General features: G+C 65.7%; 21 protein-coding genes. 9 read left to right on the top strand and 12 right to left on the bottom strand.

What is annotated here, in order from left to right; genetic code table 11:
• Nucleotides 1–19 precede the first annotated feature (19 nt).
• Together ACFY5D_RS19645 and ACFY5D_RS19640 are read right to left on the bottom strand one after the other, a co-directional pair.
• The gene (locus tag ACFY5D_RS19645; RefSeq protein ID WP_387533829.1) at nucleotides 20–1,009 is read right to left on the bottom strand and encodes a hypothetical protein; all 990 of its coding nucleotides are present in this window, start codon (nucleotides 1,007–1,009) and stop codon (nucleotides 20–22) included.
• Between the two features lie 324 nt (nucleotides 1,010–1,333).
• Nucleotides 1,334–2,710, bottom strand: a complete 1,377-nt coding sequence (locus ACFY5D_RS19640; protein WP_387533827.1) for an MFS transporter — start codon at nucleotides 2,708–2,710, stop codon at nucleotides 1,334–1,336.
• A 56-nt stretch (nucleotides 2,711–2,766) separates the two neighbouring features.
• On the opposite strand from ACFY5D_RS19640, the gene ACFY5D_RS19635 reads away from it, so the two are divergent.
• A complete protein-coding gene (locus ACFY5D_RS19635; protein ID WP_387533825.1) occupies nucleotides 2,767–3,735 on the top strand; it encodes a DUF5937 family protein in 969 nt (322 codons plus the stop codon).
• A 134-nt stretch (nucleotides 3,736–3,869) separates the two neighbouring features.
• Here ACFY5D_RS19635 and ACFY5D_RS19630 read toward each other — a convergent pair whose 3' ends face one another.
• The 6 genes from ACFY5D_RS19630 to ACFY5D_RS19605 all read right to left on the bottom strand — a co-directional run bounded on the left by ACFY5D_RS19630 (nucleotide 3,870) and on the right by ACFY5D_RS19605 (nucleotide 11,935).
• Nucleotides 3,870–5,528 carry a thiamine pyrophosphate-binding protein gene (locus ACFY5D_RS19630; RefSeq protein ID WP_387533823.1) on the bottom strand — a complete coding sequence of 553 codons (1,659 nt, stop codon included), beginning with the start codon at nucleotides 5,526–5,528 and terminating at the stop codon, nucleotides 3,870–3,872.
• Nucleotides 5,529–5,530: 2 nt separating this feature from the next.
• Nucleotides 5,531–6,307, bottom strand: a complete 777-nt coding sequence (locus tag ACFY5D_RS19625; protein WP_387533821.1) for a cyclase family protein — start codon at nucleotides 6,305–6,307, stop codon at nucleotides 5,531–5,533.
• A 147-nt stretch (nucleotides 6,308–6,454) separates the two neighbouring features.
• Nucleotides 6,455–8,065, bottom strand: coding sequence for a phytoene desaturase family protein (locus ACFY5D_RS19620; protein ID WP_387533819.1), 1,611 nt, complete (start codon nucleotides 8,063–8,065; stop codon nucleotides 6,455–6,457).
• Between the two features lie 13 nt (nucleotides 8,066–8,078).
• The gene (locus ACFY5D_RS19615) at nucleotides 8,079–9,812 is read right to left on the bottom strand and encodes a flavin reductase (protein ID WP_387533817.1); all 1,734 of its coding nucleotides are present in this window, start codon (nucleotides 9,810–9,812) and stop codon (nucleotides 8,079–8,081) included.
• Between the two features lie 46 nt (nucleotides 9,813–9,858).
• Entirely contained in the window at nucleotides 9,859–11,094 is a 1,236-nt protein-coding gene (locus ACFY5D_RS19610; RefSeq protein WP_387533816.1) for a styrene monooxygenase/indole monooxygenase family protein, read from the bottom strand.
• A gap of 52 nt (nucleotides 11,095–11,146) precedes the next feature.
• The gene (locus tag ACFY5D_RS19605) at nucleotides 11,147–11,935 is read right to left on the bottom strand and encodes an SDR family oxidoreductase (RefSeq protein WP_387533815.1); all 789 of its coding nucleotides are present in this window, start codon (nucleotides 11,933–11,935) and stop codon (nucleotides 11,147–11,149) included.
• Between the two features lie 150 nt (nucleotides 11,936–12,085).
• Here ACFY5D_RS19605 and ACFY5D_RS19600 point away from each other — a divergent pair, with 150 nt between their 5' ends.
• A complete protein-coding gene (locus ACFY5D_RS19600; RefSeq protein WP_387533813.1) occupies nucleotides 12,086–13,105 on the top strand; it encodes an AraC family transcriptional regulator in 1,020 nt (339 codons plus the stop codon).
• A gap of 12 nt (nucleotides 13,106–13,117) precedes the next feature.
• Here the strand turns inward: ACFY5D_RS19600 and ACFY5D_RS19595 are convergent, their stop codons facing one another.
• Nucleotides 13,118–13,576 (bottom strand): acyl-CoA thioesterase, encoded by a 459-nt coding sequence (locus ACFY5D_RS19595; protein WP_387533811.1) that lies wholly within the window; start codon nucleotides 13,574–13,576, stop codon nucleotides 13,118–13,120.
• A gap of 132 nt (nucleotides 13,577–13,708) precedes the next feature.
• Here ACFY5D_RS19595 and ACFY5D_RS19590 point away from each other — a divergent pair, with 132 nt between their 5' ends.
• On the top strand, nucleotides 13,709–15,052 hold the full coding sequence (locus ACFY5D_RS19590; protein WP_387533809.1) for an MFS transporter: 1,344 nt from the start codon (nucleotides 13,709–13,711) through the stop codon (nucleotides 15,050–15,052).
• Between the two features lie 68 nt (nucleotides 15,053–15,120).
• On the opposite strand, the gene ACFY5D_RS19585 is transcribed toward ACFY5D_RS19590, so the two are convergent.
• Nucleotides 15,121–17,094: a prolyl oligopeptidase family serine peptidase gene (locus tag ACFY5D_RS19585; protein ID WP_387533807.1), complete on the bottom strand. Its 1,974-nt coding sequence runs from the start codon at nucleotides 17,092–17,094 to the stop codon at nucleotides 15,121–15,123.
• 47 nt (nucleotides 17,095–17,141) lie between these two features.
• Between ACFY5D_RS19585 and ACFY5D_RS19580 the strand changes: the two genes are divergently transcribed.
• The 3 genes from ACFY5D_RS19580 to ACFY5D_RS19570 all read left to right on the top strand — a co-directional run bounded on the left by ACFY5D_RS19580 (nucleotide 17,142) and on the right by ACFY5D_RS19570 (nucleotide 19,463).
• Nucleotides 17,142–17,777, top strand: coding sequence for a DUF1697 domain-containing protein (locus ACFY5D_RS19580; RefSeq protein WP_387533805.1), 636 nt, complete (start codon nucleotides 17,142–17,144; stop codon nucleotides 17,775–17,777).
• A 243-nt stretch (nucleotides 17,778–18,020) separates the two neighbouring features.
• On the top strand, nucleotides 18,021–18,518 hold the full coding sequence (locus ACFY5D_RS19575) for a hypothetical protein (RefSeq protein WP_387533803.1): 498 nt from the start codon (nucleotides 18,021–18,023) through the stop codon (nucleotides 18,516–18,518).
• 318 nt (nucleotides 18,519–18,836) lie between these two features.
• Nucleotides 18,837–19,463 carry a trimeric intracellular cation channel family protein gene (locus ACFY5D_RS19570; protein ID WP_387533801.1) on the top strand — a complete coding sequence of 209 codons (627 nt, stop codon included), beginning with the start codon at nucleotides 18,837–18,839 and terminating at the stop codon, nucleotides 19,461–19,463.
• 16 nt (nucleotides 19,464–19,479) lie between these two features.
• Here the strand turns inward: ACFY5D_RS19570 and ACFY5D_RS19565 are convergent, their stop codons facing one another.
• Together ACFY5D_RS19565 and ACFY5D_RS19560 are read right to left on the bottom strand one after the other, a co-directional pair.
• The gene (locus tag ACFY5D_RS19565) at nucleotides 19,480–20,739 is read right to left on the bottom strand and encodes a CynX/NimT family MFS transporter (protein WP_387533799.1); all 1,260 of its coding nucleotides are present in this window, start codon (nucleotides 20,737–20,739) and stop codon (nucleotides 19,480–19,482) included.
• 5 nt (nucleotides 20,740–20,744) lie between these two features.
• Nucleotides 20,745–21,287: a TetR/AcrR family transcriptional regulator gene (locus ACFY5D_RS19560; protein ID WP_387533797.1), complete on the bottom strand. Its 543-nt coding sequence runs from the start codon at nucleotides 21,285–21,287 to the stop codon at nucleotides 20,745–20,747.
• A gap of 109 nt (nucleotides 21,288–21,396) precedes the next feature.
• Between ACFY5D_RS19560 and ACFY5D_RS19555 the strand changes: the two genes are divergently transcribed.
• The 3 genes from ACFY5D_RS19555 (at nucleotide 21,397) to ACFY5D_RS19545 (ending at nucleotide 23,581) form a co-directional block, all read left to right on the top strand.
• Entirely contained in the window at nucleotides 21,397–22,980 is a 1,584-nt protein-coding gene (locus tag ACFY5D_RS19555) for an MFS transporter (RefSeq protein WP_387533795.1), read from the top strand.
• Nucleotides 22,981–22,998: 18 nt separating this feature from the next.
• Entirely contained in the window at nucleotides 22,999–23,136 is a 138-nt protein-coding gene (locus ACFY5D_RS19550; protein WP_387533793.1) for a hypothetical protein, read from the top strand.
• A 241-nt stretch (nucleotides 23,137–23,377) separates the two neighbouring features.
• The gene (locus tag ACFY5D_RS19545) at nucleotides 23,378–23,581 is read left to right on the top strand and encodes a cold-shock protein (protein WP_007271190.1); all 204 of its coding nucleotides are present in this window, start codon (nucleotides 23,378–23,380) and stop codon (nucleotides 23,579–23,581) included.
• Nucleotides 23,582–23,611: the final 30 nt, after the last annotated feature.

Here is a 23,611-nt window from a genome sequence, read left to right as displayed (position 1 = left end):
AGCCTCGATGCTGCCGATCCTATCGAGCGGATCTGAGCTGTCGCAATGCACCGAAAAACGACGGCTTGGTGCCGGTTCGTCGTTCCAGCTCCGCGCGCACGATCCGCACCCGATCCAGGGTGCCCCGGGGCTCGATGGTTCGTGCCGACTCGGGGAAGGTTCCGTTCCTCGCGTAGTCCAGTGCACTCCGGCCGATGCCCAGGTTCCTGAGCAGTTCGAGCAGCCCTTGGATGCCCGTGCCGTTGTTCAGGGTGCGTTCGAGCTCGGCGGCCGCCCGGGCATTGCCCGTCATCGCCCCGAGCTCTTCGAAGGCTTCCCGGGTGAAGCCTGACCAAACGGCGCAAAGGGTCTCAAGGTGTTCGGCGGCCGGGCTCCCCTCGGCAAAGGTGGTGATCGGAACATTGCTTTCGCTGAAGTCCATATCAAGTCGCTGGCCCCGCGCGAAGATCGTCGCGGTCAGGTCCTGGTAGGCCGGGACCAGCGCGATCACCGTTCCAGCATCGGCCGGAAAATTGAACGCGTGGTAGCGGCGTTCACCCTCATAGCGCGCGAACCCGCAGCCGTTCTCTTCCCAATACCGCCACCGGGCACTCCTGTCCTTGACCGACGCGATGACCAGGTGCTCGGCGCGCAGGCCGGGCCCGGCCAAGACCGCCCACGACTGCACTGGCTCCTCTTGGTCGTACCCTGGCCTCGGGGTTCCGTACACGCATTCATCGTTCAGGAACGCCACCTCGGGGCGGATTCCGGCAATCAGCCGATCTGTGATCGCGTCCCGCAGCGGCAGGGATTTCAGTTGGCCCAGCGCGTCGGCAACCACCACGGTCGCCCCGTCAACGCCTCTAAGCACTACGCTCACCGCAGTGCTGTGGCTCAGGTATTGCGGGCCCTCGATGAGCCCAACGACGCCAAGCGGAGCCAACGCCTGCTGGACGCGTTGCACCGCATCGGGCACGCGCCCGGTGAAGGCCAGGTCAAGTTCGTTGAAGTCGAAGTCGTCGTCGGTCATGCTTGTCTCTCTGCAGGGGGCCACCACGGCGAAATCGGTCCGCCCCCGGAATGCTTCCAAGACGGACCGATTCACACATTGACTAGATGATACGTCGTGGCGGGGCGGGAATGACGTCGTGGTCAGCCGGCCCCCTTCCGGAGCACCGCATCAAGTGCGTCCACCAGCTTCCTTCTATACCCCGTCTCGAAGGCGATGATGCCCGTCAGCGGGGAGGCCAGCAGTGCCAGCAGGTAAACCCATAAGAGACCCCGGCGGCGGCCGGCGCAATGGCGTCGCTGGTAGGCAAGGCATCTGCAAAGCTCGTCCGGGTGCTCGCGGTTCTCAGCCCTGGAGAGCTGTGATCGTCGAGGCGTCCACCGGCCGTTCCTCAGCGGCGCGCCGCGCTTCTCGCCGGGCCATCGCCGAGATACCCAGAGCCGCTGCCAGGAGCATCACGGCAAGGGCAGCCCATCCGGCAAGCCCGAACCTGAGCGCCGTCCCTGCGACGACAAACGGGGCGCACATTGAACCGAGCCCGGCGCCCATGGCGAACATGCCCTGGTAGGCGCCGGGGTTCAACGGGTTGGCGAATTCGAAGGAGAGGCCCCAGGTTCCGGCCTGCGACCAGACCTCCGCGAAGGCGTGGGCCGTGGCGGCCACCAAGAGCAGCACGATGGCGGTGCCCACCGACACACCGGCGGACAACCCATAGACAATGCATGCGCCGGCCATCAAGACCCCGGCCAGGGCGACGACCTTGCCGGATTTTTGCACGTCATCGGTGCCGCGCGAGAGTGGAATCTGGAACAAGATCACCACCACGGTATTGAGGATCAGCAGGGCCGAAACGACTGCTGTCGGTGCATTCGTGTGGTGGGCAACCCACAGCGGAACACCGACCTCGGCGAGACCAAACTGCATCCCGAAGACGGCGGATAGCGCCGTCAAGAAGAGGTAGCGCCGGTCCCTGAACGGCGAGCGACCCCGTTGCGGCGGCCCGTCATGGGCTCGGCCGTCCGTATCGGAAACGCCGGCCGCGAGCACCGGTGCCGGCGCATCGACGCGTGGTGGCAGATTCCACACGGGAATGATGCCAACCAGCTGCACGGCTCCTGCGCCAATCATCACGATGCGGTAGGCCGCCGCGCTGTCGGCCAGAAGCGCCACCCCGGCTATGGCGGCGCCGAGTGCGATCGATAGGTTCGTCACCGTCCGTAGGATGGCGCGGGTATCGACCCTCGCCGGCCCCTCGAAGGCACGAGCAACAATCGCCATTCGCGTGGCATTCGACGCACTTCCCATGGCCGAAACCACTGATGCAATGATCAGGATGCTGATGAAGTCCCCCGCAAGCGGGTAGCAAAGCAAGGCAAGACCCTCGAAGGCCATGAGGGCGAACAACAAGCGCCTAGCGCTGAGCCGGTCAGCGAGACGACCCCCGAGGTACGACGTTCCCACTCCCACCGCGCTCGAAATCCCGAGAACGGTCGCAGCTTCACCCGCCGAAAGCCCGATGACGAACGTCATGTACAGAACCGTGACGGTGAGGAACACCCCGCGGCCCACACGGCTGATCAGCGTGGTCACCACGAGGATCCGCAGCACGGGGTCGGACATGGAGCCGTTGAGGCGGCGAAGGAAACCTTGCGACGATTTTTTCCCGGGGTCGCGGCGTGGAAGGGTGTCGGTTCCCGGGTCTGAGGTGCGTGTTGTTGGCATGGAACATTTTTCCCACGGCCGCTCCCTTGTCCGAAATTAATGTAGCGTATAGCTTCATGTTGCACTACGAGCTTGGTGATGCCGGCCTGGGGATCATCCGTTTTGGGATCTCACCGCTTTGTGAATTGGGCCTTTCGCTGCGCGCGGTGAAAGCCCCCAGTCGCTACCCGCTCCAGCTTCCCTGGCTGTCGCGGACCCAGCAGGCGAGGGAGAATCTCGACCTCGACCTCTTGCTCGGCCTGGTCAACGACCTGCTGTGGACACCGGATTTCCTCAATCCACGCCCCGCCTCGCCTCTGACGCGCATTGAGGATGAATTCGCCGAGTTGGCGGCGATTTCCCCGGATCGCTTCATCAAGCAGCTTGAAAGCATCCATGGGCAGTTGCCCCACGTTTTCGGAGGGTCGCCGCAATCGGCCATCCGACGCATGGTCTCGGCTCTGCGTGAATACTGGGACGCATGTTTCGCTCCCCATTGGCCCCGGATGCGCGCCATCCTGGAAGCCGATATCACCCACAGGGGCAGGGTCGCGGCCCAGGCCGGCCTGGCCGAGATGCTCAACGATGTCTCCTCTGCCATGTCGTTCGATACGTCCAGGTTGAGTGTCCACTTGGCGACGATTCAGACCGATCGGTCCGTGGGTGCCGACGGCCGCGGCGTCATGCTCGTTCCCACCATGTTCACGAGGCGAGCCTCGGCGCCCATTGGCTTGAACGAGGCCCCGATGGTCTTGTATCCGGCTCGAGGACAGGGAGCAATGTGGGAAACGGAGCGCGTCGTCAATCCACAAGCGGTAGCGCAGGTGCTGGGCCAGACGCGGGCCAGCCTGCTCACGGCCTTGGCGACCCCGGCGTCGTCGACAGAGCTCGGGATCCGTTTCGGGGTGAGCACATCCGCGGTGAACCAACACCTACGCGCACTCCGGGAGGTCGGTCTCCTCACCTCGACCAGATACGGACACAGCATGCTCTACTTCCAAAGCCCCTTGGGAACAGCACTGCTGGGAGCATCCACGCCCGAATAACCAGGCATCGCGTTCTGGGCGAAGTTCGCGACGGCCGTGGATTCCGGGAAGATGCGGACTCCCGACATCTGCGTGCGGGGCATTTCCCCGGCGGCCCCCGGTAGTAGGTTCGGGGGCCGCCGCTGCCGCCCGGCTCAGTGCCCCTTGAAGGCCTCCGCGAGCCACCACGAGCCCGAGTCGGAGGCGATCTTCGCGTCGATGACCAGCGGCTTGCTTGGGTTTGAGGCCACCCAGTCGCCCACCGCATCAAGGTCGGCGAGGGTCCGCACGGTGATCCCGTCGGCACCGAAGCCGCGGCCGATGGCGGCGAAGTCGGTGTCCGGGAACCGCACCGAGCTCATGTCCGTCTCCGGGTTCTCGATGCCGAAGTGGTGGACCTCGGCCCCGTAAGCGGCGTCGTTGTAGACGATGCACACCAGCGGCAGGCCCAGCCGGACCGCTGTGTCGAGCTCGGCGATGGCCATGTGGAACCCGCCGTCGCCGGTGCCCAGCACGGGAATGCGTCCGGGCTGCGCCAATCCCGCGCCGATGGCCGTGTACAGGCCCAACCCGATGGATTGGAAGGCCTGCGTGAAGCAGAAGCCGAACTCGTCGGGCACCGAGAGGAACTGGCTGGGGTAGCCCATGAAGTTGCCCGAGTCGACGCTGACGATGCGCTCGGCCGGCAGCAGCTCGTCGAGCCGCTTGGTCAGCGTGCGCGGGTCGATGTACTGCCCGTCGGAGAGGTCCTCGAAATCGACTTGGTTCCAGTCGATCGATTCCTTGATGCGCACGGCCACGGCGGCGCTGCGGTAGCCCTCGCGTTCCTGCACGTTTCCTGCGACGAGCGCCTCGAGCACGTCGGCGGCGCACTCCGCGGAGTCCCCGACGAGACCCAGGTCGATGGGCCGGTTGGCGCCCAGGGCCTGCTCCTCGAGGTCGACCTGGACGACCTTGGTGCCGGCGCCGATCAGGTGCCCGTGGCGCATGGTCCACATGTTCAGCGCGCAGCCGAACCCGACGATCAGGTCCGCGCCGGTGATCAGTTCGGCCGCAAGCGGCGAGGAGAACCCTCCGGAGATGCCGAGGTTGAAGTCGTCCTCGTTGAACAGGCCCTTGGCCACGGCTGAGGTCGCCACCAGGGCGCCGGTGTGCCTGGCGAGGGCCAGGATCTCGTCCCGGGCCCCACGGCCGCCGCGTCCGGCGACGAACACCGGGCGTTGGGCGCCGGCCAGCAGGTCGGTCAGGGCCCGCACGGAGGCGCGCGAGGGGCGGATCGGTTCGGCCGGGGCAATGCCCACCGGCAAGGCGGTCTGGTGGTCGGAGACTTCCTGGGCTTGGACGTTCAGCGGCAGGTTCAACACCACCGTCCGGCGGTCGTTCACCGCGCGGCGGTAGGCCCGGACGGTGTCCGCAACGGCCGACTGGGCCGAGTGTACGCGCTCGGGCACCGCGTAGACGGAGGCGGCAAAGCCGTCCTGGTCCATGGCGAAGTTCGAGTACACGGCCGAGGGCGCCGCCTCGGCGGCGAGCACGATCATCGGGGTGCGGGACTTTGCCGCCTCGCCGATGCCGGTCGCCGCGTTGGTCAACCCGCAGCCCTGGTGCACGGAGAGCAGGGCAACCTGTCCGCTGGCCCGCGAATAGGCATCGGCCATGGTCGCGGCCCCGCCCTCGTGCCGGGCCGCGGTGAACGGCACGCCCTGCTCGATCAGGGTGTTGGTGATGGTGAAGTTCCCGGATCCCACCACGCCGAAGCAGTGGCCGACGCCGAGCTCGGCGAGGGTCTTGCCCACTAGTTGTGCAACGTTCACGGTCAGCCCTTTCCGACCATGGCCAGCACGCGGGTCGGCGCTCCGGTGCCGCCGACGATCGGCAGCGGAGCCACCACGATCATGGCCCCATGGGTGGGCAGCTTGTCCAGGTTCTTCAGCGAGGTGATGCCGTACTTGTCGGCGCCCAGCAGGAAGTAGTGCATCGGGAACGGCGGGTTCAGCGCCGCTGCGTTGCCGGCGTCGATGCCCACGGTTTCCACGCCGATGCCGGAGATGTCGAGCTCCTCCGCGATCCACTTCGCGCACTCGGCGGTGAAGCCCGGGGTGTGGGAGCCGTTCTCGTCGAGGTTCAGGAACGCCTGCTGGTCGTGCCCGTACTGGTCCCAGCCGGTGCGGAAGAGCAGCCATGAGTTGGCGGGGAAGGCCCCGTGCTCTTCCTGCCACGCGACCAGGTGCGCGATGTCGATCAGGAAGTCAGGGTCCGCGGCGGCCTCTGCGCTGAAATCCAGCACCACCGCGGGGCCGACCAGGCGTGCGGGGTCGAGCTGGGAGACGTCCTTGCCCTCGCGCCCGGAGATCCAGTGGATCGGGGCGTCGATGTGCGTGCCGATGTGCTCGCCGGTGTGGATGTTGTGGTGCTTCCAGAACGGGCCCGGCTCGTTGTAGGCGGAGACCTCGTCTAGATGGAAGTCGATCAGGTTGGAGAACGGCTCCGGCAGCACCAGCGTCGGGGTGTCCTCCGACAGCGGAGCGGTCAGGTCGTGGATCTCGACGGCACCAGTGGCCAGCGATGCAAGGACTTCTCGTACGGGACTCATGGCAACTCCAGTGTTGGTGAAGGTGGATGCAGCTGCGTCCACCGGGAAATGTTCATCGAAAATTGGTGACGGTCGTCACGGTTGTTCAATTTATTGTCAATGTATCAGTGCAACAGGACCAGCAAAAGACCCTTCTCGCATGTCGGATCAGCGCCGCTTGGACTTCCCGGCGCTCCGGATGAGCCGCTGGGCCACCAGGTGCCCGGAGCCGCCACCCAGGCCCGGGCCCGGATGCGTCGCCGCCCCGATGTGCCAGAGGTCCTTGACCGGCGAGCGCCCCTTGCCGAGCCGCGGCAGCGGGCGCCACACCAGGTTTTGGTGCAGCTCGGCGGCTCCCCCGTAGGGGTCGCCTGCCACGGCGTTCCTGTTCGAGCGGCTCAGCTGCCGCGGGTTGAACGCCTTGATGCCGAGCACCAGTTCCCCGAGGCCCGGGGCGTGTTGCTCGATCTTGCCCAGCACCCTGTGGATGAACTCGTCCGTGAGTTGCTCGTCCCAGCCGGCGCTGGTGTCCAGTTCCCCGGCGGCATCCCCGACGGGTTCGAAAGGGAGCTCCTGCAGCTGCAGCCAGAGCGTCGCCTGGCCCTCCGGTGCGCGCGACGGATCGAGCACGCATTGCTGGCCCACCACGATGGTCGGGTTGGCCGGAAGCAGGCCGGCCTCCGCCTGGGCGCAGGCAATGGCCGTTGAGTCGGAGCCCGTGGAAATGTGGATCAGCGGGGTCCGGGCCAGGCGAGCGTCGCTCCACGGCACGGGGCCGGAAAGCGCAACGTGTATCTGCATGGCCGCGCGGCCCGGCCGGTGGGCGCGGACCTCGGCACGGGTTTCCTCCGGCACCGCGGCGGGCTCGAGCAGTTCGTTGTAGAGCTGAGGCACCGAGACGGAGGCGAGGATCCCCTTGCGCGCGGTGAAGGTCTCGGCGGCGGTGCGAACCGCCGCCGCACGGCCGCCCGCGACGACCACGCCCTGCGCGCGGGTGTTTTTGCGGATCACCACACCGTGGTCCGTGAGCAGCGATTCGAAGGCCGCGACGAATTGCGCGGCCCCGCCCTGCACGACGGGCAGGCCGAATTGGTGCATGCTGGCCGCCATCACGGGGAGCATGACGCCGCCGCTCGCCTGCTCGGGGCCGAGCCCCGCGTGCAGCAGCCAGGGCGCCCAGAGCTGGTCGGCCTCGGTCCCGGTGAAGGTGGCGCGGGTCAGGTTGCGCCCGCTCATCAGCCCCTGCCGCACCAGTTGCTGGGCCCTGCCCATTCCAAGGCGCACCGTCTTGAAGCCGAGCTTCGCGGCGTTGGGCAGGTTCATCTCGCTGCCCAGCGCACCGAAGATGACGGGCGCCTGTTTCCCGAAGTCCTCCAGCATGCGCGCATACGCCGCGCGGTCCTCCGCATGTTCGAAGGCCTCGGCCGTGGCCCCGGGGTCACGCTGGGCGTAGACGGCGGTGGTCTTCCCCCGCGCATCGGTGCCGATGCTCGCGCACACCCAGGGTGTGTTGGCGTCCTCGGTGTTGCGGTAGCGCAGGCCGCGATCGTGCAATTCCTGGCCCAGCTCGGCGTAGGCACCGCCGGAGACGAACAGCGGATGCCAGGAGGAGAAGGTGTCGTGGATGAAGCCCGGGACCGTCAGTTCCCCCGAGTCGATGAACCCGCCGAGCCGATCGTGCTCCTCCAGCAGCACCACTGCAGCCCCGCTGCGCGCCAGTTCGGCCGCGGCGACCAGGGAGTTGATGCCCGATCCAATGACGACGTAGTCGGTTTCCATGTGTCCCTCTCGCTTAGCTGAAGTCCGGGTGCAGGGCCGTCCGGTGGTACGCCCCCGCGTGGAAGACCAGCGGATCCCCCTCGATCCGGGAGTACTTCTCCACCTCGCCCACGTAGATCACGTGGTCTCCGGCCTCGTGCCTGGCGACGGTCCGGCACTGGAAGGTGGCGACGGCCCCCTCGAGCAGCGGCACCCCGGCGATCCCCTCGGCGCAGTCCACGCCGGCGAATTTGTCCTCCGCCGGGGTCGCGAACTGGCGCGAGAGCACGTGCTGGGAGGACTCGAGCACGTTGATGGCGAAGTGCGTGGAAGCCTCGAAGTCGTCAAGCGACGGCGCGAACTTGCTGGGGCACCAGAGCACCAGCGGCGGATCCATCGACACGGAGGTGAAGGAGTTGGCGGTCATGCCCACCTTGGCGCCCTGCGGGGTCCGCGTTGTCACCACGGTGACACCCGTGGCGAACTGGCCCAGCGTGGAGCGGAAATCGCGCAGGTCGAACGCCGCGCCCTCCTCCGCCACTGCGCGCTCCATGAACGCGGCGGCCTCCTCGGGCTCGAACCACCAGGGGAAGAGCGTGCGCGGGTCGTCGAACCCGTTGGCCAACGCGGTGGCCAGGGATTCGTGGTTTTGGGCCGCCGCGAGCACCTCAAGCTGCCAGGGCTTGCGTTCGCGCAGCATGGAGTTGGTCCACACCGTGGAGAACTGTCCCCAGCCGCGCCAGAACTCGTCGAAGGTGCGCAGCATCCACTCGGAGTCGAAGTCCCCGTCCCCGCGCGCATCGATGGCCCGGGCATAGTGGTCCGCGGCCAGCGTCGCGTTGTTGGACCCCTGGCCGGTGAGCGGGTCGTTGAGCATGATCGCGTCGCCCATGCCCATGACAACCCGGCCGCCGGGCAGCGTCCCCACCGCGGAGCGGACCACCGGGGTGATGCGGCCGCGCAGCACGGCGCCGGGGTCGTTGAGCACCGAACCGGCGAAGCGCGGGTACTCGTGGGGGAAGTGTTCGCGCAGGATCCCCAGCGACATGGCCAGATGCTCCTCGGCCGTGTTGACCGAGTCCCAGCAGTCCATCGGGCCTCCCGGGATGCCCTCGAAGACCATCATCTGGCACGGTCCCTCGGTGCCCAGCCCCGGGAAGGTGAAGAACTCGCCGACCCCCGGCACGATGTTCATCCTGATCCTTGATGCATCGTCCTCTTCCCCCGGGCCGTGCGCGGGCAACACGTAAGTGACCGCCACGGCCCGCGGCGGGCGGTCGAAGGGCGACTTGGCCCGGTCCGTGGCAAAAACCTGCCCCAGTTCCCCCTTCCCGGTTCCCACCACCACCAGGTCGAAGAGCGCAGCGAGCTCCTCGAGCCTGCGCACCGAAAGCTTCTCGATGCGGAAGTCCCCGCCGCGGCCGATGAACGTCTCGATCCAGTGCGCGCACTTGACCCGCTGGTCCACCGACAGCGCCGGGCGGTCAAGAGTGCCCTGCCAGTCGATCGCCTCCCGCCCCTCGCCGCCTGCGATGTTCATGTGCACCCCGGTGATGCCCATGTCCGCGGTGTTCGCCCCGGGGATTTCCAGCGGCTGCTGGACCCGCAGGGAGGAGGAGAAGACGCATTGGCTGGAGGTGATCGACCCGGTGCGGATCTGCTGGGCCGAGCGGTCGGAGAACATGGTAACGCTGTGGCCCGAGCGCTGCAGGGCGAGGGCTAGCTGGGCACCGGATTCTCCGGCCCCGACGATGGCGATGGTTCGCATTGAAAACTCCAGTGGTGTGGGGGGCGTGTGGCGGGGTCCGACGGCGCTAGTGCACCGGGTCGAAGGAGCCCAGGTAGTCGTGTGCGGCGTCCTCGCTCATGAACCAGCCGGCGAAGTCCGGCGGGTAGTCGAAGCCGTTGGCGAAGCGCTTGGCGATCTCCGGGTTCCCCTGGGCGGTGCCCAGCAGCTGCAGCGCGTGCGGGGCCGGCGGGGCCAGCATGGTGTTGGTCCAGGCCGCGACGTGCTGCGCGTACTCCCAGTAGCCCTCGAAGAGGCCCTGCTTGAACTCGTCGTCATAGGGGCGCTCGCCGTGTTCGAGGATTCCCTCGAGGTAGGCTGCCGCGCACTTGGCCGCGTTGTTGGAGCCCTGGCCGGTGATCGGGTCGTTGAGCACCACCACGTCGGCCATGCCCAGCACGGTCTTTCCGGAGGGCAGCGTTGCCAGCGGGTGCCGGACGGTCGGGGGGAAGCGTCCCTGCAGCACGCCGTTGGGGTCCGTGAGCGTCACGTCGGCGCAGCGTTCGGCCTCCCACGGCAGGTAGGTGTGGAGGATGCGCAGCGAGTTCTCCAGGTGTTGCTGGGGGGTCAATCCCTTCCAGGAGTCCATGTCGGAGCCGGGCAGGCCCTCGAACACCATGATGTCGCAGGGGCCGGTGACGGTCAGCGCGGGGAAGACGAAGTACTCGCCGACGCCCGGGATGAGGTTGAAGTTCACCGCGGAGAATTCCTCGCGCGGCCTCATGCCGTTCACGTAGGTCAGCGCCAGCGCGCGCTGCGGGGCCGCATAGTGGCTGCGCTCCGCGTCGCGCTCGAACAGCCCGGCGATCTCGCCCTTGCCCGCGGCAACCAGGACCAGGTCGCTCCGCTCGGCGTAGCGCTCGAGCTCCTCGACGCCGGCTTCCTCGAAGACCAGGGTGCCGCCGCGGGCCTCGAAGACCTCCATGAACGCGGGGAACTTGACCCGCTGGTCGATCGACTGGGCCGGGGCGTCGAGCCGGTGCGCCCAGCTCATGGCCTTGACGCCGGGCGCCTCCGGCGGCGCCACGGTGAAGGAAATGCCCTCGACCATCGGGGCGTCGGGCCACAGGTCCAGGCCCAGGTCGCGTTCGTGCCCGAGCGCCGCATCGAACATGCACTGGCTGGAGGCGATGGAGCCGGTGCGGATCTGCTCGGGGGTGCGGTTGGAGACGAGGGTGACGTCGTAGCCGGCGTCCAGCAGGCCGATGCCCAGCTGGAGGCCCGACTGTCCGGCGCCGACAATGGTGATGGTGCGTGGGGTCATGATCCTGGTTCCTTGTTCTCGCTGGTAATGGTGTGGGAGTGGGAGGTGAAAACTAGTTCGCCGACAGCAGCGGGATGGCCGGCTCGTTGCGCTCGGGCCCCATGGCGGAGTAGCCGCCGTCGACTGCCCAGTCGGCGCCCGTGACAAACGAGGTCCGGTCCGAAAGCAGGAACGCGACCACGTCGCCGACCTCCCCCGGGCGCCCGACCCGGCCCAGCAGGTGGAAGGGCGCCGCCACGGAGTCGGTCTTGGCCAGGTCCCCGCCGGAGAGCGTGTCCATGATCTTGGACCAGGTCCAGCCCGGGCTGACCGAGTTCACCCGGATGCCGTCGGCGGCGAGGTCCGCGGCCATGGAACGGGTGACCTGCACCAGCGTGGCCTTGCTGGCCGGGTAGAGCCAGCGGCCGGTCTGCGAGACGCCGGAGGAGATAGAGGTGAAGTTGACGATCGCCCCGTGCCCCGAGGCGGCCAGCAGCGGGCGGACCAGCCTGGCCAGCATCACGGCCGAGACGACGTTGATGTTCAGCGCGGTGAGCCAGTCACTTCGGTTCGATTCGATGCCCTCGTCCAGGTAGCTGCAGGCAAGGTTGACCAGGCCGTCGAGGCGGCCGTGGCGGGACTCGATGCCGGAGACCAGGGTTTCGAGGGCGGCGTCGTCGGTGATGTCCACGGCGTGGAATTCGACTTCCGGGTGGCGCTCCTGCAGTTTGGCGCCGCCCACCCCGTCGATGTCGACGACGATGACCCGAGCTCCGGCCTCGATGAGCGAACCCACCACCCCGGCGCCGACCTTGGTGGCTCCGCCGGTGAGCAGTACGACGCGATCCTGAAGCAATTTCATGGCTTTCCTTCCCCGCAAGTTCCCTGTGACCCATGTCATAATGGGTGGCCTGACAAGAAACTACTCCCCGGGGCGCGGCCGCCTCTATCCGCTTTGCGCAATTTTCATCCGATGCGCGCAGGGCGCGAGCACAGCAAAGGAGCATTCTGGATGCTGACCCAGCAGCCCGCCATGCCTTCGCCCGGTCGCGTGCTCGACGCGCTGCCGACGCTGCAGACTCCCGACCCGCACGAGGCCCAGCAACGCATCAGCGAGCTTTTTTGCGAGCACACGCTGCAGCCGCTTTCGGGGCGCGGGAACGTTAAATTGAACCTGCGCTCATCCGGCGCTGGCTTCGGCGTTCACCTGCTGGATTACGGGACGGCCGTGCGGATCGACCCCGGCGCCCTTGAGACGTTTTACATGGTCCAGGTGCCACTTTCGGGAAGCGCGCAAATGCGCAGTGCGGGGTCGACCGTCGAGTCGACGCCCAACCTGGCCACGATCCCTCCGATCGACCATGATTTTTCGATGACCTGGCAGGCCGGGACCCCGCAGTTGATTGTCACCGCCCCGCGCGAGCTGCTCAACGATGCAGCAGCGGCACTCTACGGAGCCAGGCTCGAGGGACCGCTGAAGTTGGCGAACAGCATGGACCTCTCCGACCAGGCGGGCAAGTCGTTCATGCGCTCGGTCTTCGAGTACCACGACCTGGTCAACAGCCCCGGGGTCGCACCGACGCCATACGCCCGGCGACTGCACGAGGAAATGGTCCTGGCCCGTTGGCTCACGGCGGTGAAGTCGAACTTTTCCGCTTCACTTGCCCAGTGGGACGCCCCCGCAGCGGGCACGAAGAATTCGACCCTGGTTTCGGCGTTTTCCAAGCTCCTGGAAATACACAGCGGGGAGGATCTCAGTGTCGGCGACCTCGCCGAGGCACTCGGTGTTTCAATCCGAACGCTTCAGGTCGCCCTGGCCAGGGAGCTGGGCTCCACCCCGTCCCGGATGCTGCATGAGGCGCGCCTGCGCCGCGCCCACGCAATGCTCAGCGAAGCGGACCCTGGCTTCGACAGCGTGACAAGCATTGCCGAACGTTGCGGATTCGGGCACCTGGGGCGGTTTGCGCAGGCCTACAAGCGGCATTTCGGGATTGCGCCCTCGCAGACGTTGCGCAACCCCTCCCCCAGGTAACCCGCACGCACGCTACCCCCGCAGGGCCGCGCGGATGCCTTCCGGCCACGGCGCGGAGGATTCGCCACCCAACGGCACGCACACGGTGACGAAACGCCCCTCGGCAGCAAGCACCGCCCCGCGGCCCTCATGAGGGTGCCCCCACACCCTGAAGGCGAAGTCCATCGAGCTGGTCCCGATGTGCTCGATCTTCACGGCGGTGGTGACTGGCTGGCCGAAGTAGAGCTTGGCACGGTAGTCGGTCTCGTGGCGCACGCGCGGCGCGATGCCGAAGTACGAGTTCTGACCCAGCTCGCGGAAGAGCTTTGCCTCGGCGGCCTCGACAAAGCGCAGGATCACCGAGTTGTGCTGGTGGCCGGCGGCGTCGGTGTCCACCCATTCGATGGTGCGTTGCAGGGAATTGCCCGCCAGCCCGCCGGCGAGGAACCCCGACACCAGGGCATCGATCGAGGCGTCGGAATCCCGATCCATGTCAGACGCATTTCTGTCCATCGTTAACAAAACTCCATCCAGCTATTGTTACGCACGTCACTTTAACGACATACTACTAGGGATCGTCGCACCACCACCCCCCTTTCTTCCCTTCCACACAAGGAGAACCACGTGGCGCCCTCATCCACGGTTTCGGACTGGAACATCCCCAAGCGCACCACCGGCATTGTGCTATTCGCCTGCTGGCTGGCCATCCTGGCCGAAGGCTATGACGTCGGCGTGCTCGGCGCAGTGCTGCCGGCACTGGCCGAGTACAAGGAATGGTCGTTGACCCCGCTGCAGCTCGGCGGCCTCGGCGCCTACGCCCTGGTGGGCATGCTCTTCGGCGCGCTATTCATCGGCACCCTGAGCGACGTGATCGGCCGCCGCAAGATGCTGCTACTGTCCATGGTCATCTTCACCATCACGCAGGCCGGAGCCGCCATGGCACCCACCCCGGAGCTGTTCGGCCTCTTCCGCTTCCTCGGCGGCCTGGGCATGGGCGGCATCATCCCGGTGGCCGCGGCGCTGACCATCGAATACTCCGCACCGAAGAAGCGTTCGCTGAACTACGGCATCATGTACTCCGGCTATTCGCTGGGCATCGTGGCTTCGGCGCTGGTCGCCATGGCGCTGCTGCCCACCCTCGGCTGGCGCTGGGTCATCGCCGTCGGCGCCCTGCCGGTGCTGATCCTGCCATTGGTCGCCTGGATGCTCCCCGAGTCCCTCGAGTACCTGGTGTCCAAGGGCAAGATCGCCGAGGCCAAGGCGCTTGCCGCGAAGCTCAACGTGCGCGACTACAAGCCCGTGGCACCGGCCAAGCCGGGCGCAAAGGTTCCGTGGCGCGAGGTCATGGCCGCCATGTTCTCCGGCAAGTACCTGCGCTCGACGGTCTTCTTCTGGATCTCGCTCTTCTGCGGCATGGTGCTGGTCTACGGCCTGAACACCTGGCTGCCGCAGATCATGCGCAAGGCCGGCTACGACCTCGGCACCTCGCTCACCTTCCTGCTGGTCTTCTCGCTGGCCTCCGCCGTCGGCGGCCTGATCCTGGGCTGGATGGCCGACAAGTACGGGCAGAAGCCGATCCTGGTGATCTTCTACCTGCTGGGCGCCGGCGGCATCCTGCTGCTGATGTTCCCGAACACCATGTTCGTCAACCTGTGCTTCGTGGCCTTCGCGGGCATCGGCTCGATCTCCACCTCGCTGGTGCTCACCGGCTACATCGCCGACTACTACCCGGCCGCGCAGCGCGGCACGGCCACCGGCTGGGCGCTGTCCTTCGCCCGGCTCGGCGCCATTTCCGGCCCGATCATCGGCGGCTGGATCGCCTCCACCGGCATGAACTTCCAGTTCAACTTCGTCTTCTTCGCCATCGTCGGCGTGGTTGCGGCCCTTGCCGTGTCGATGATCCCGCCGCGCGTCACCGACACCTCCGCCCCGGCGCTTGCCGCCGAGCGCGAAGCCGTGCTCGACTAGCAGATCCCCGACACAGCGCGTGAGGCGCCGGACCCCGCAAGGGGTCCGGCGCCTCACGCGTTTGGGTTTCAGGACGCTTGCTGGCCCAGTTCCAGCGACGGGACGTCGGCGTCGAACCCGAAGACCGTCGCGTAGAAGCCCAGCGAGGTCTCCAGCGCGTTGACAATGGTTTCCGCGCGGCGGAAGCCGTGCTGTTCGCCTGCGTAGAGCACGTAGGCGTGCGGCACGCCGTTGGCCGCGAGCGCGTCGGCGACGACCTGCGACTGGGCCGGCGGCACCACCTTGTCCTCGTCACCCTGCAGGAGCAACACCGGGCAGGTGATGTCATCGACGTGGTTGATCGGCGCGCGCTCCGCGTAGAGTTCGGCGGCCTCGGGGTAGGGGCCGACGAGGGATTCCATGTAGCGGGACTCGAAGTCGTGGGTGTCGGTGACCAGGCCGACCAGGTCCGAGACCCCGTAGCGGGAGATGCCGGCGGAGAATGTGTCGGTGTCGGTCAGCGCGCTGAGCACTGTCCAGCCGCCGGCGGAACCGCCCTCGATCGCCAGCCGGTTGCCGTCGGCCAGGCCCGCGGCGACGAGCCCCTCCATGACGGCCACGGTGTCCTGCACGTCGACGATTCCCCACTGGCCGCGCAGCCGCTCGCGGTATGCGCGCCCGAAGCCCGTCGAGCCGCCGTAGTTCACGTCGACCACGCCGATGCCGCGCGAGGTGTAGTAGGCGATCGACAGCGACAGCTGCGCGAAGGCCTGCGAGGTCGGCCCGCCGTGCACGAACGCGACGAACGGGGGCTTCTCCCCCGCGGGCCCGGAGTGTTCCCCCAGCCGCGGGTTGTACACGTGGGCGTAGACCGGCGACCCGTCCGCGGTGGCGAACTCCATGGCGCGGGCGTGCGGCAGCGCCTCGGGGCTGGGCAGCGCGGAGAGCGAAAGGGAGACGTTTTCCGTCTCGCGCGTCTCAAGGTCGATCAGCCGCAGGCCGTCGCCCTCCACCAGCGAGGTGGCGTTTGCCAGCAACTGGTTTCCGCGCAGCGCCGAGGGGGAAATCCTGGTGAACGGCAGCCCAAGTTCGGCCAGCTCCCCGCTGGCCATGTCGAGGCGGGCCAGCGAGGTGCCGTGGGTTCCGTGGGTCACCAGCAGGCTGTGCCCGTTCTCGACCTTGTACCAGCTCTGCCCCAGCGACCACAGCGGGCCCGCGAATTCTTCCTCGAGGGTGCACAGCGCCCGTTGCTGGCCGGTTTCCAGCGTGTGTGCGTAAAGGTTCCACCAGCCGCTGCGGTCGGAGGCGAAGACCAGTTCGCCGTCGGTGAGCCATTCGGGCTGCAGCACCGATTCGGTGGTGGATCCCGCCAACACGGCTTCGGTGGCGACGCGTCCGTCGACAAGGCCCGCGACGTGGAGTTCGGTTCCATCCCACGGCATTTGCGGGTGCTCCCAGGAGATCCAGCTCAGTTTGGTTCCGTCGGGGCTGAGTCGCGGGCAGGCGACAAAGCGGGAGGACGGGGTGACCTCGCGGAGCCTGCCGGCGTTTTCCGCCGCCGAGCCGTCGAGCGGGATGGCGACGATGTAGCGGCGCAGCCCCTCGCGGTGGTCCTCGCAGACGGCAAGCACTTCGCCCGGGTTGGTGCCCGGGATGATCTCGGCGAAACGCAATTGCGGGTCGCCGCCCTCCCCCGTGCTTTCCGGGGTCAGCGGCACCGGGGCACCGCCGTGCGCGCCGGCCAGATAGACGCGCTGGTCGGCGAAGTTCGCGAAGACCAGCTTCGGGGCGCCGTCCACGGGGATTGCGGCCCACGCGGACCCTCCGTATTCGTTGACCCTGCTCCGGACGTTGTAGGGGTCCGCGACGATTTCACGCGGAGCCTCGTCGGTACTGGCTCTGCGCGCCACGACCGTCAGGCGCCCGCCTTCGGCGGGGCGGCCCTCGAGCCACCACAGCTCATCCCCCACGAAGTCGCCGCCGCCCACCGGGGTGGTCCCGGCTGCGACGTGTTCGGCGGTGATTGGAGAGGGCCAGGAACCATAGGGCAAGGGCGTAGTCATGATGAGATTTTAGACTGCATGCACCGCGCTTTGATCCATCCTCCGACGTGGGTTTTCACGCGTCGCCGCGCAATGGACGGACACGCCGCGAAGCGCCTTGCCGTACCCGCCCCGCGGGGCGCAGACTTGGCACCATGTATTTCTATGCGGTTTTCCTGCGCGGCGTAAACGTCGGCGGCGTCAAGATTCTCATGAAAGACCTCACCGCGTTGCTGGAGCAGGCCGGGTTTTCCCGGATTCGCACTCTTTTGGCCAGCGGGAATGTGGTGCTTGCCAGCGAAGAGGCGGATCCCGCGGCCGTGAAAACGGCCTGCGAGGCTGCAATCAACTCGGCTTACGGGTACGGCACCCGTGTAATCGTGCAGGATACCGCACAGCTTGAATACCTGGCCGAGAATTACCCGTTCGTCCCTCCGAATGACGGAATCCAGCGTCATGAATATCTGGTCTTGACCGAGTCCGAAGAAGAAGCGGCAAACATCTTGGAGACTGCGCCGGAACCCTCAGATGAAGAACGCGTTGCCCAACTCGCCCACGGAATCTGTTGGGAGGTGCCCCGCGGACAGAGCCTTGACAGCCCGCTTGCCAGGCATTTCGTAAAGGTGGCTTCAAAGTCCCTTGTCACAACGAGAAACATGAACACGGTCAACAAGATGCTCACGGCGCTCAAGGCACTGGCCTAGGGCAGTTTACGGGCTACTTCGCCTCTGGATCCTCAACCGATCCCGCACACCGCGGGTCCGCCGAGGAGCCCGGATCCAAGCACCTGAGAAACGTTCCGGTGATTGCCGTTGCGCAACCAAACATATGCAAAATTTGTTTACATATGCCGAATTGTCGCTGGTTTTTGCCATCGAGCAATGCTTATGATTCCCGAGACAGCCAACCAGCCGGAACCGCACCCCCGGCCTAAAAGTAGGGGAAATATGAAGAATCGTATTGGCCGCACCGCTGCCGCCATCATTGCTGCGTCGTCCTTGGTCTTGGGCGGTGCCACCGTAGCCACCGCAGCCCCGGCTCCCAAATCGGTCGCAGCTACGGCCCACAAGGCGCAGTCGAAGGCGCAGTCGAAGGCGCAGTCGAAGGCAACAGTTGTCATCCGCGACATCAAGAACAAGACCGTTGATGCCGGCAAGCTGGCCACGATCTCGCCGAAGGTCAAGGTCGGAAAGCAGGCCAAGGTCGTCTCCAAGACCCTGACCGTTGTGCAGGACGGCACCACCCTCGTGGATGGCAAGAAGAAGGCCAAGTTGGGCGTCGGTACGTACGAGGTCACCACCACGGTCGAGTACCGCAGCCTGGTCAAGCAGGTCGTGGTGAAGGTCAAGGGCAAGAAGGCAAAGAAGAACATCTGGTCGAAGATCCAGACCGAGTCCAAGACGCAGACGCTGGTTGTTGCGCTTGACTCGGACGACAACAAGTAACCAGGTACGGCAACACGGTCGGGTGTACCGGGAAATTGTCCCGGTACACCCGACCATTGTTTTGCCCGCGGTTGTCTTGCCTCTGTTGTGGCCGCCGGTCCCCCACGGCAAGGCGCCGACCGACGCGGGGCTCCGCACCATCTGCGACGTCCAGGCTTTCGGGATTTGGGGGATGATTCCTTGGACCCCAGCCGCTCCTTGGAGGAATCCAGCACCATATGGAAGCGGAGCGTTGTGATTAACCGCGGCAACACCGAATGCTGTAGCCTGCCTGATTGACCGATCCCCCGCCGACGAATAGGACAGCCTCCGTTGACAATGCCACTGGTGCTAGACCTTTTCGGGGTCTTTTTCTTTGGGGTTTCGGGTTCCTTGCTGGCCGCACGGCGGGGATTCGACATCGTCGGCTCGCTGCTCCTGGCGGGGCTGACCGGGATCGGCGGTGGCATCATCCGCGACGTCATCCTCGGGCAGACGCCGACTGCCTTCGCCAACCCGTTCTACTTCATTCCGCCCGTCCTGGCAGCGCTGCTTGTCTTTTTCCTGGCGCCCGGGGTCCAGCGGATGATGCGCCCGCTGCTTGTATTCGATGCGGCGGGCCTGGCCTTGTTCTGCATCACCGGCACCATCAAGGCGCTGGAATCGGGCATGAATCCCTTTGCGTCGGCCCTCCTGGGCGTCACCTCGGCTGTCGGCGGCGGGTTGCTGCGCGACGTCGTGGCCAACAAGACACCCGAGCTGTTCAATCCGAGGGACATCTACGCCGTCCCGGCGATGCTTGGCGCGGGTCTCATCGCCGGATTCTGGGGCATGGGATTAACAGGTGGGGCATGGCAGCTGGCCGTTGCGGCCGCCGTATTCCTGTTGCGCGTGCTGGCGCTGACGTTCCACTGGCGCGTACCGCGGGCCGTCGGGCCCTGGCACAGAGATACCAAATTGATCTGACCGGCTCGACCCGTTCTTAGCCCACGCGTTCAAGCGGTCGAGGGGCCCCCGCTTCGCCGGGACCGTCTTCGATCTTTCGCGGCCCGTTGATCATCACGGCGCCGGTGAGCATGACCACGATGCAGATGGCGAGCATCGCGAAGGAAGCACTCCACCCGCCCGTGGCATCCTTGACCATGCCGAAGAGCAGCGGCACGATCGCGGCCCCTGCGTAGCCCAGGCCCTGGCTGAATCCGGAAAGCACCCCCGAGCCGTAGGTGGTGCGTGAGCGCAGGTTCATCATCAGCAGTGCGATGGCGAAGGTTCCCTGGCCCAGTCCGGCAAAGACAACCCAAACGACGGTGCCCTGTGCCGGGGAGAGATACATGCCGAGGTGGCCGGTGATCCAGAACGAAGTGAAGACCAGCACCGCGACGATCGGATGGCGCAGCCGCGGAACCCACAGCGGCACCAGCAGGCTGACCGGCAGGCCCAGGATGGCAAAGAGCGCCAGCATGGATCCGGCTGTCATGGTGTCCAGCCCCTGGGAGGCGAGGTACGGCGGCAGCCAGGTGAAGTACACGTAGGTCTGTGCGGAGTTGCCCGCCAGGAAAATCGCCAGTCCCCAGGCGACGGGTGATCGCCAGGGATTGATCTTGGCCGGCGGGGCGGCAACCATGCCGTTGACCAGAGGAGTGTCGGGACGCGGGTGCCTGCGGTCCTTGAAGAGTTGGCTGGCCCACGGCACCAGCACGATGGTCGAGAGCAGCGCCCAGGCGGCGATCGAGGTGCGCCAGTCGCCGGTGGCGTTGGCCAGCGGCACCGAGAATTGCGGTGCCATCCAGGTGCCCACGGCCAGCATCGTGACGTATCCGGAGGTGACGACGGCCAGGCGATCAGGGAAGTACTTCTTGACCAGCGGCGGCAACACGACGTTGCCCATTCCGTAGCCGGCAAGCGTGATGACCGACAGCAGCAGGAAGCTGCTGACATCGCCTACCAGCGACCTGAGCAGCTGGCCGGCGACTGCAAGCAGAACCGCGGTGAGCAAGACTTTTTCCAGGCCCCACCAGCGGATCAATCGTGGAGTCAGCAACCCGAATACGGCAAAAACGATGGGTGCCAGCATCGCAAGCAATCCGGTGCTGAACGAATCAAACCCAAGTTCCGGTCCGATGCTTCCCAAAAGAGGCGGAACAGAAACCACCGCTGCGCGTAGCGACAAGGCCATGAGAAGAATGCCGAGCAGCGCACCAAAACGGCCCGCCAGCTTCTGCCGCGGTGGAGTCAATGGCATGAGGGCTAGTTTCCGTCCTTGAGTCGTTCAACTTGCTTCAGCAGGTGTTCGAGATCCTTGCCGAACGTGCCCGTCGACCACGAACCGGGCATTGAGGTTTGGTAGTACAACCCCTCGCCGATGAGCATGATGGCTTCGGCCGCGTACTTGTCCTTGACCTCGCGACGGATCAGATTCAGCCAGCCCTCCTGGACATCATCGAGCGCCTTGACCGATGGTTCATGGCCACCCTGGGCCAGTCGGAGTACGGCCAGGAAGTATCGGTCCAGATCGCTGCCGATAACGGTGCTGGTGCGCACGAAGTAGATGGCCGGCCCCTCGGGGGCGGACCCCATTCGATGCAGGTCTTCCTCAAAGGTCCTGAGCAATCCGTCGATTGCCCCCTGGGCCAACGATTCCTTGGAGGCAAAGTGGTAGAGCAAGCCGCCCTTGGAGACGCCCGCCTTTGCGGCCGTTGCTTCCATGGTGGCTGCGCGTTCGCCTTCTTCACAAAGCATCGAAACATAGGCTTCGATGATCTTTTCCTTGGCTAATGGCGGGCGAGACATGTAGTGAACCTTATCCCTTTCTGGTAGGCATCGTCACATTGTAACTGTACCGTCCAGACGGTACAGTTATGAATGTCCGCGCAACTACTCCATCAGGAAACCCTCCATCATGAGCACCCCGAATCTCACGACCCGAACAGCGCAAGAGCAAGCCGGTTCAATGAACCGCAAACGTTGGGCTGCCCTTGTGGTGCTAATGTTCCCAGTCCTCCTGATCTCGGTGGACAACACCGTGCTCAGCTTTGCGGTACCCGCGCTTTCCGCGGCACTGACGCCTTCCGGCAACCAATTGCTGTGGATCATCGACATTTACCCGCTGGTTCTTGCCGGCCTCTTGGTTCCCATGGGGTCACTCGGCGACCGCTTCGGCCGGCGCCGCATGCTGCTCATTGGTTCAACCGGATTCGCCGTCGTATCCGCGGCCGCGGCGTTTGCCACCAGCGCCGAGCAACTCATCGCCGCCCGCGCCCTGCTCGGCATCTTCGGTGCCATGCTGATGCCGGCCACCCTGTCGCTGATCCGCAACATCTTCACCGACGCCAACGAACGCCGCAAGGCAATCGCCATCTGGGCGGCGGCATTCTCCGGCGGTGCCGCACTCGGCCCGATCGTTGGCGGCTTCCTGCTCGAGCATTTCTGGTGGGGTTCGGTATTCCTGCTGGCCGTGCCGATGCTTCTGCCGCTGCTCTTCCTGGGCCCCGTGCTTATCCCCGAATCCCGAGATCCCAAGCCGGGCGCCATCGACCCCATTTCCATTGCCCTGGTCATCATGACACTGTTGCCCGTCGTCTTCGGCATCAAGGAGTTGACCCATTCCGCCTCTCCATGGCTGGGCTCCCTGGCCATCGCAGTCGGCATCTCATGCGGGGTGCTCTTCGTGCTCCGTCAGCTCAAGCGCTCGAACCCGATGCTTGATGTCCGGCTGTTCACCAACCCGGTGTTCTCCGGAGCCCTGACGGTGAACCTGCTCAGCATCTTCGGATTCGTTGGTTTCATTTACTTCCTGTCCCAGCACTTGCAGCTGGTCGCCGGAAACACCCCGATGATGGCAGGCGTCCTGATGCTGCCCGGCCTTGCCCTGACCGTGACGTTTGGGCTCCTGGCCGTCCCGCTGGTGCGCAAATTCAAGGTCTCCACCGTGATGATTGCCGGCCTGTCGCTGAGCGCCATCGCCTACGGCATCGTACTGGCCTTCGGTCAGTCAGGCTCAGTCGCGGCGCTGATGCTTGCGTTCGGCGTTTTGGGTGCCGGCGTCGGCATGGCCGAAACCCTGTCCAACGACCTGGCCCTGTCCGCAGTGCCCGCATCCAAGGCCGGCGCCGCATCGGCCATTTCCGAGACGTCCTATGAAGTCGGTTCGGTACTCGGCACCGCGGTGTTGGGCTCGATCCTCAACGCCGTCTACTCCCGGAACCTCCAGGTCCCGGCCGCGCTGGACGCCGAACAGGCCGAAGCCGCACGCCAGACCCTGGGCGGCGCCCATGAGGTCGCAGCGGGCCTTCCCGACTCCCAGGCCTCGATTGCCGATCAGCTTCTGACTTCCGCGGCACACGCATTTGATGCAGGCGTGGTTATCACTTCGGGAATTGCAGTTGCCTTGACGGTAATTACAATTTTCGTTATTTCAAAAACCATCCGCGGGGCCCGGATCCAGGAACACGCCCCTGCCCCGGAAGCGGCACCGTCCGCCTAGGAAGTCCAAGGGGCAGTTATGCCCACCGATGAAATGGGTGCCGTAGGAATTGTGATTCCTACGGCACCCATTTTGCGTGAATTTGACAAAAACCCCGAAATTCCGCACTTCCCGCAGCCACCCCAGGTTCCAAAATCCCAAAATAGCGGTGAATAGCAGACCCCTAAACGGCAAACTTTCTATATTTATGTGCCAAAGGGTAGTAAGTGCGCCGATAGTCGCGTACCGTAGAGCTTGTAGTTCTAGTTTTTCTCGCAGTAAAGCAGTGCAAATACCCCGTTGCCGGGGAGAGTACCTTTCTGAACCGCGGTGAATCACGTAGCTGCAAGTGAATTCCACAGTGGAGTTCGCTCCCCTACGTCCCATTTCAGGACAGTCTCGAAAGGACACACCCATCATGGCAACAGGTACCGTTAAGTGGTTCAACGCCGAAAAGGGCTTCGGCTTCATCGCTCCGGACGACAACTCCGATGACGTTTTCGCTCACTACTCCGCCATCCAGTCGAACGGCTTCCGTTCGCTTGAAGAGGGCCAGCGCGTAGAGTTCGAAGTAACTCAGGGCCAGAAGGGCCTTCAGGCCACCGATATCCGCGCTGTCTAAGTTCGGATCATCACCTTCGGCTAATTAGCT

The sequence above is a fragment of the Paeniglutamicibacter sp. NPDC012692 genome (assembly GCF_042901625.1).
Classification (GTDB): Bacteria; Actinomycetota; Actinomycetes; order Actinomycetales; family Micrococcaceae; genus Paeniglutamicibacter.
The sequence above is the reverse complement of the archived record's forward strand: the minus strand, read 5'-3'. Positions and strand labels throughout refer to the sequence as shown.

What these genes read in the sequence shown, in the direction of transcription:
- ACFY5D_RS19645 (WP_387533829.1), bottom strand. Translation starts at nt 1,009, where the DNA reads ATGACCGACGACGACTTCGACTTCAACGAACTTGACCTGGCCTTCACC.
- ACFY5D_RS19640 (WP_387533827.1), bottom strand. Translation starts at nt 2,710, where the DNA reads ATGCCAACAACACGCACCTCAGACCCGGGAACCGACACCCTTCCACGC.
- ACFY5D_RS19635 (WP_387533825.1), top strand. Translation starts at nt 2,767, where the DNA reads ATGTTGCACTACGAGCTTGGTGATGCCGGCCTGGGGATCATCCGTTTT.
- ACFY5D_RS19625 (WP_387533821.1), bottom strand. Translation starts at nt 6,307, where the DNA reads ATGAGTCCCGTACGAGAAGTCCTTGCATCGCTGGCCACTGGTGCCGTC.
- ACFY5D_RS19620 (WP_387533819.1), bottom strand. Translation starts at nt 8,065, where the DNA reads ATGGAAACCGACTACGTCGTCATTGGATCGGGCATCAACTCCCTGGTC.
- ACFY5D_RS19615 (WP_387533817.1), bottom strand. Translation starts at nt 9,812, where the DNA reads ATGCGAACCATCGCCATCGTCGGGGCCGGAGAATCCGGTGCCCAGCTA.
- ACFY5D_RS19610 (WP_387533816.1), bottom strand. Translation starts at nt 11,094, where the DNA reads ATGACCCCACGCACCATCACCATTGTCGGCGCCGGACAGTCGGGCCTC.
- ACFY5D_RS19605 (WP_387533815.1), bottom strand. Translation starts at nt 11,935, where the DNA reads ATGAAATTGCTTCAGGATCGCGTCGTACTGCTCACCGGCGGAGCCACC.
- ACFY5D_RS19600 (WP_387533813.1), top strand. Translation starts at nt 12,086, where the DNA reads ATGCTGACCCAGCAGCCCGCCATGCCTTCGCCCGGTCGCGTGCTCGAC.
- ACFY5D_RS19595 (WP_387533811.1), bottom strand. Translation starts at nt 13,576, where the DNA reads ATGGATCGGGATTCCGACGCCTCGATCGATGCCCTGGTGTCGGGGTTC.
- ACFY5D_RS19585 (WP_387533807.1), bottom strand. Translation starts at nt 17,094, where the DNA reads ATGACTACGCCCTTGCCCTATGGTTCCTGGCCCTCTCCAATCACCGCC.
- ACFY5D_RS19575 (WP_387533803.1), top strand. Translation starts at nt 18,021, where the DNA reads ATGAAGAATCGTATTGGCCGCACCGCTGCCGCCATCATTGCTGCGTCG.
- ACFY5D_RS19570 (WP_387533801.1), top strand. Translation starts at nt 18,837, where the DNA reads ATGCCACTGGTGCTAGACCTTTTCGGGGTCTTTTTCTTTGGGGTTTCG.
- ACFY5D_RS19565 (WP_387533799.1), bottom strand. Translation starts at nt 20,739, where the DNA reads ATGCCATTGACTCCACCGCGGCAGAAGCTGGCGGGCCGTTTTGGTGCG.
- ACFY5D_RS19560 (WP_387533797.1), bottom strand. Translation starts at nt 21,287, where the DNA reads ATGTCTCGCCCGCCATTAGCCAAGGAAAAGATCATCGAAGCCTATGTT.
- ACFY5D_RS19555 (WP_387533795.1), top strand. Translation starts at nt 21,397, where the DNA reads ATGAGCACCCCGAATCTCACGACCCGAACAGCGCAAGAGCAAGCCGGT.
- ACFY5D_RS19550 (WP_387533793.1), top strand. Translation starts at nt 22,999, where the DNA reads ATGCCCACCGATGAAATGGGTGCCGTAGGAATTGTGATTCCTACGGCA.
- ACFY5D_RS19545 (WP_007271190.1), top strand. Translation starts at nt 23,378, where the DNA reads ATGGCAACAGGTACCGTTAAGTGGTTCAACGCCGAAAAGGGCTTCGGC.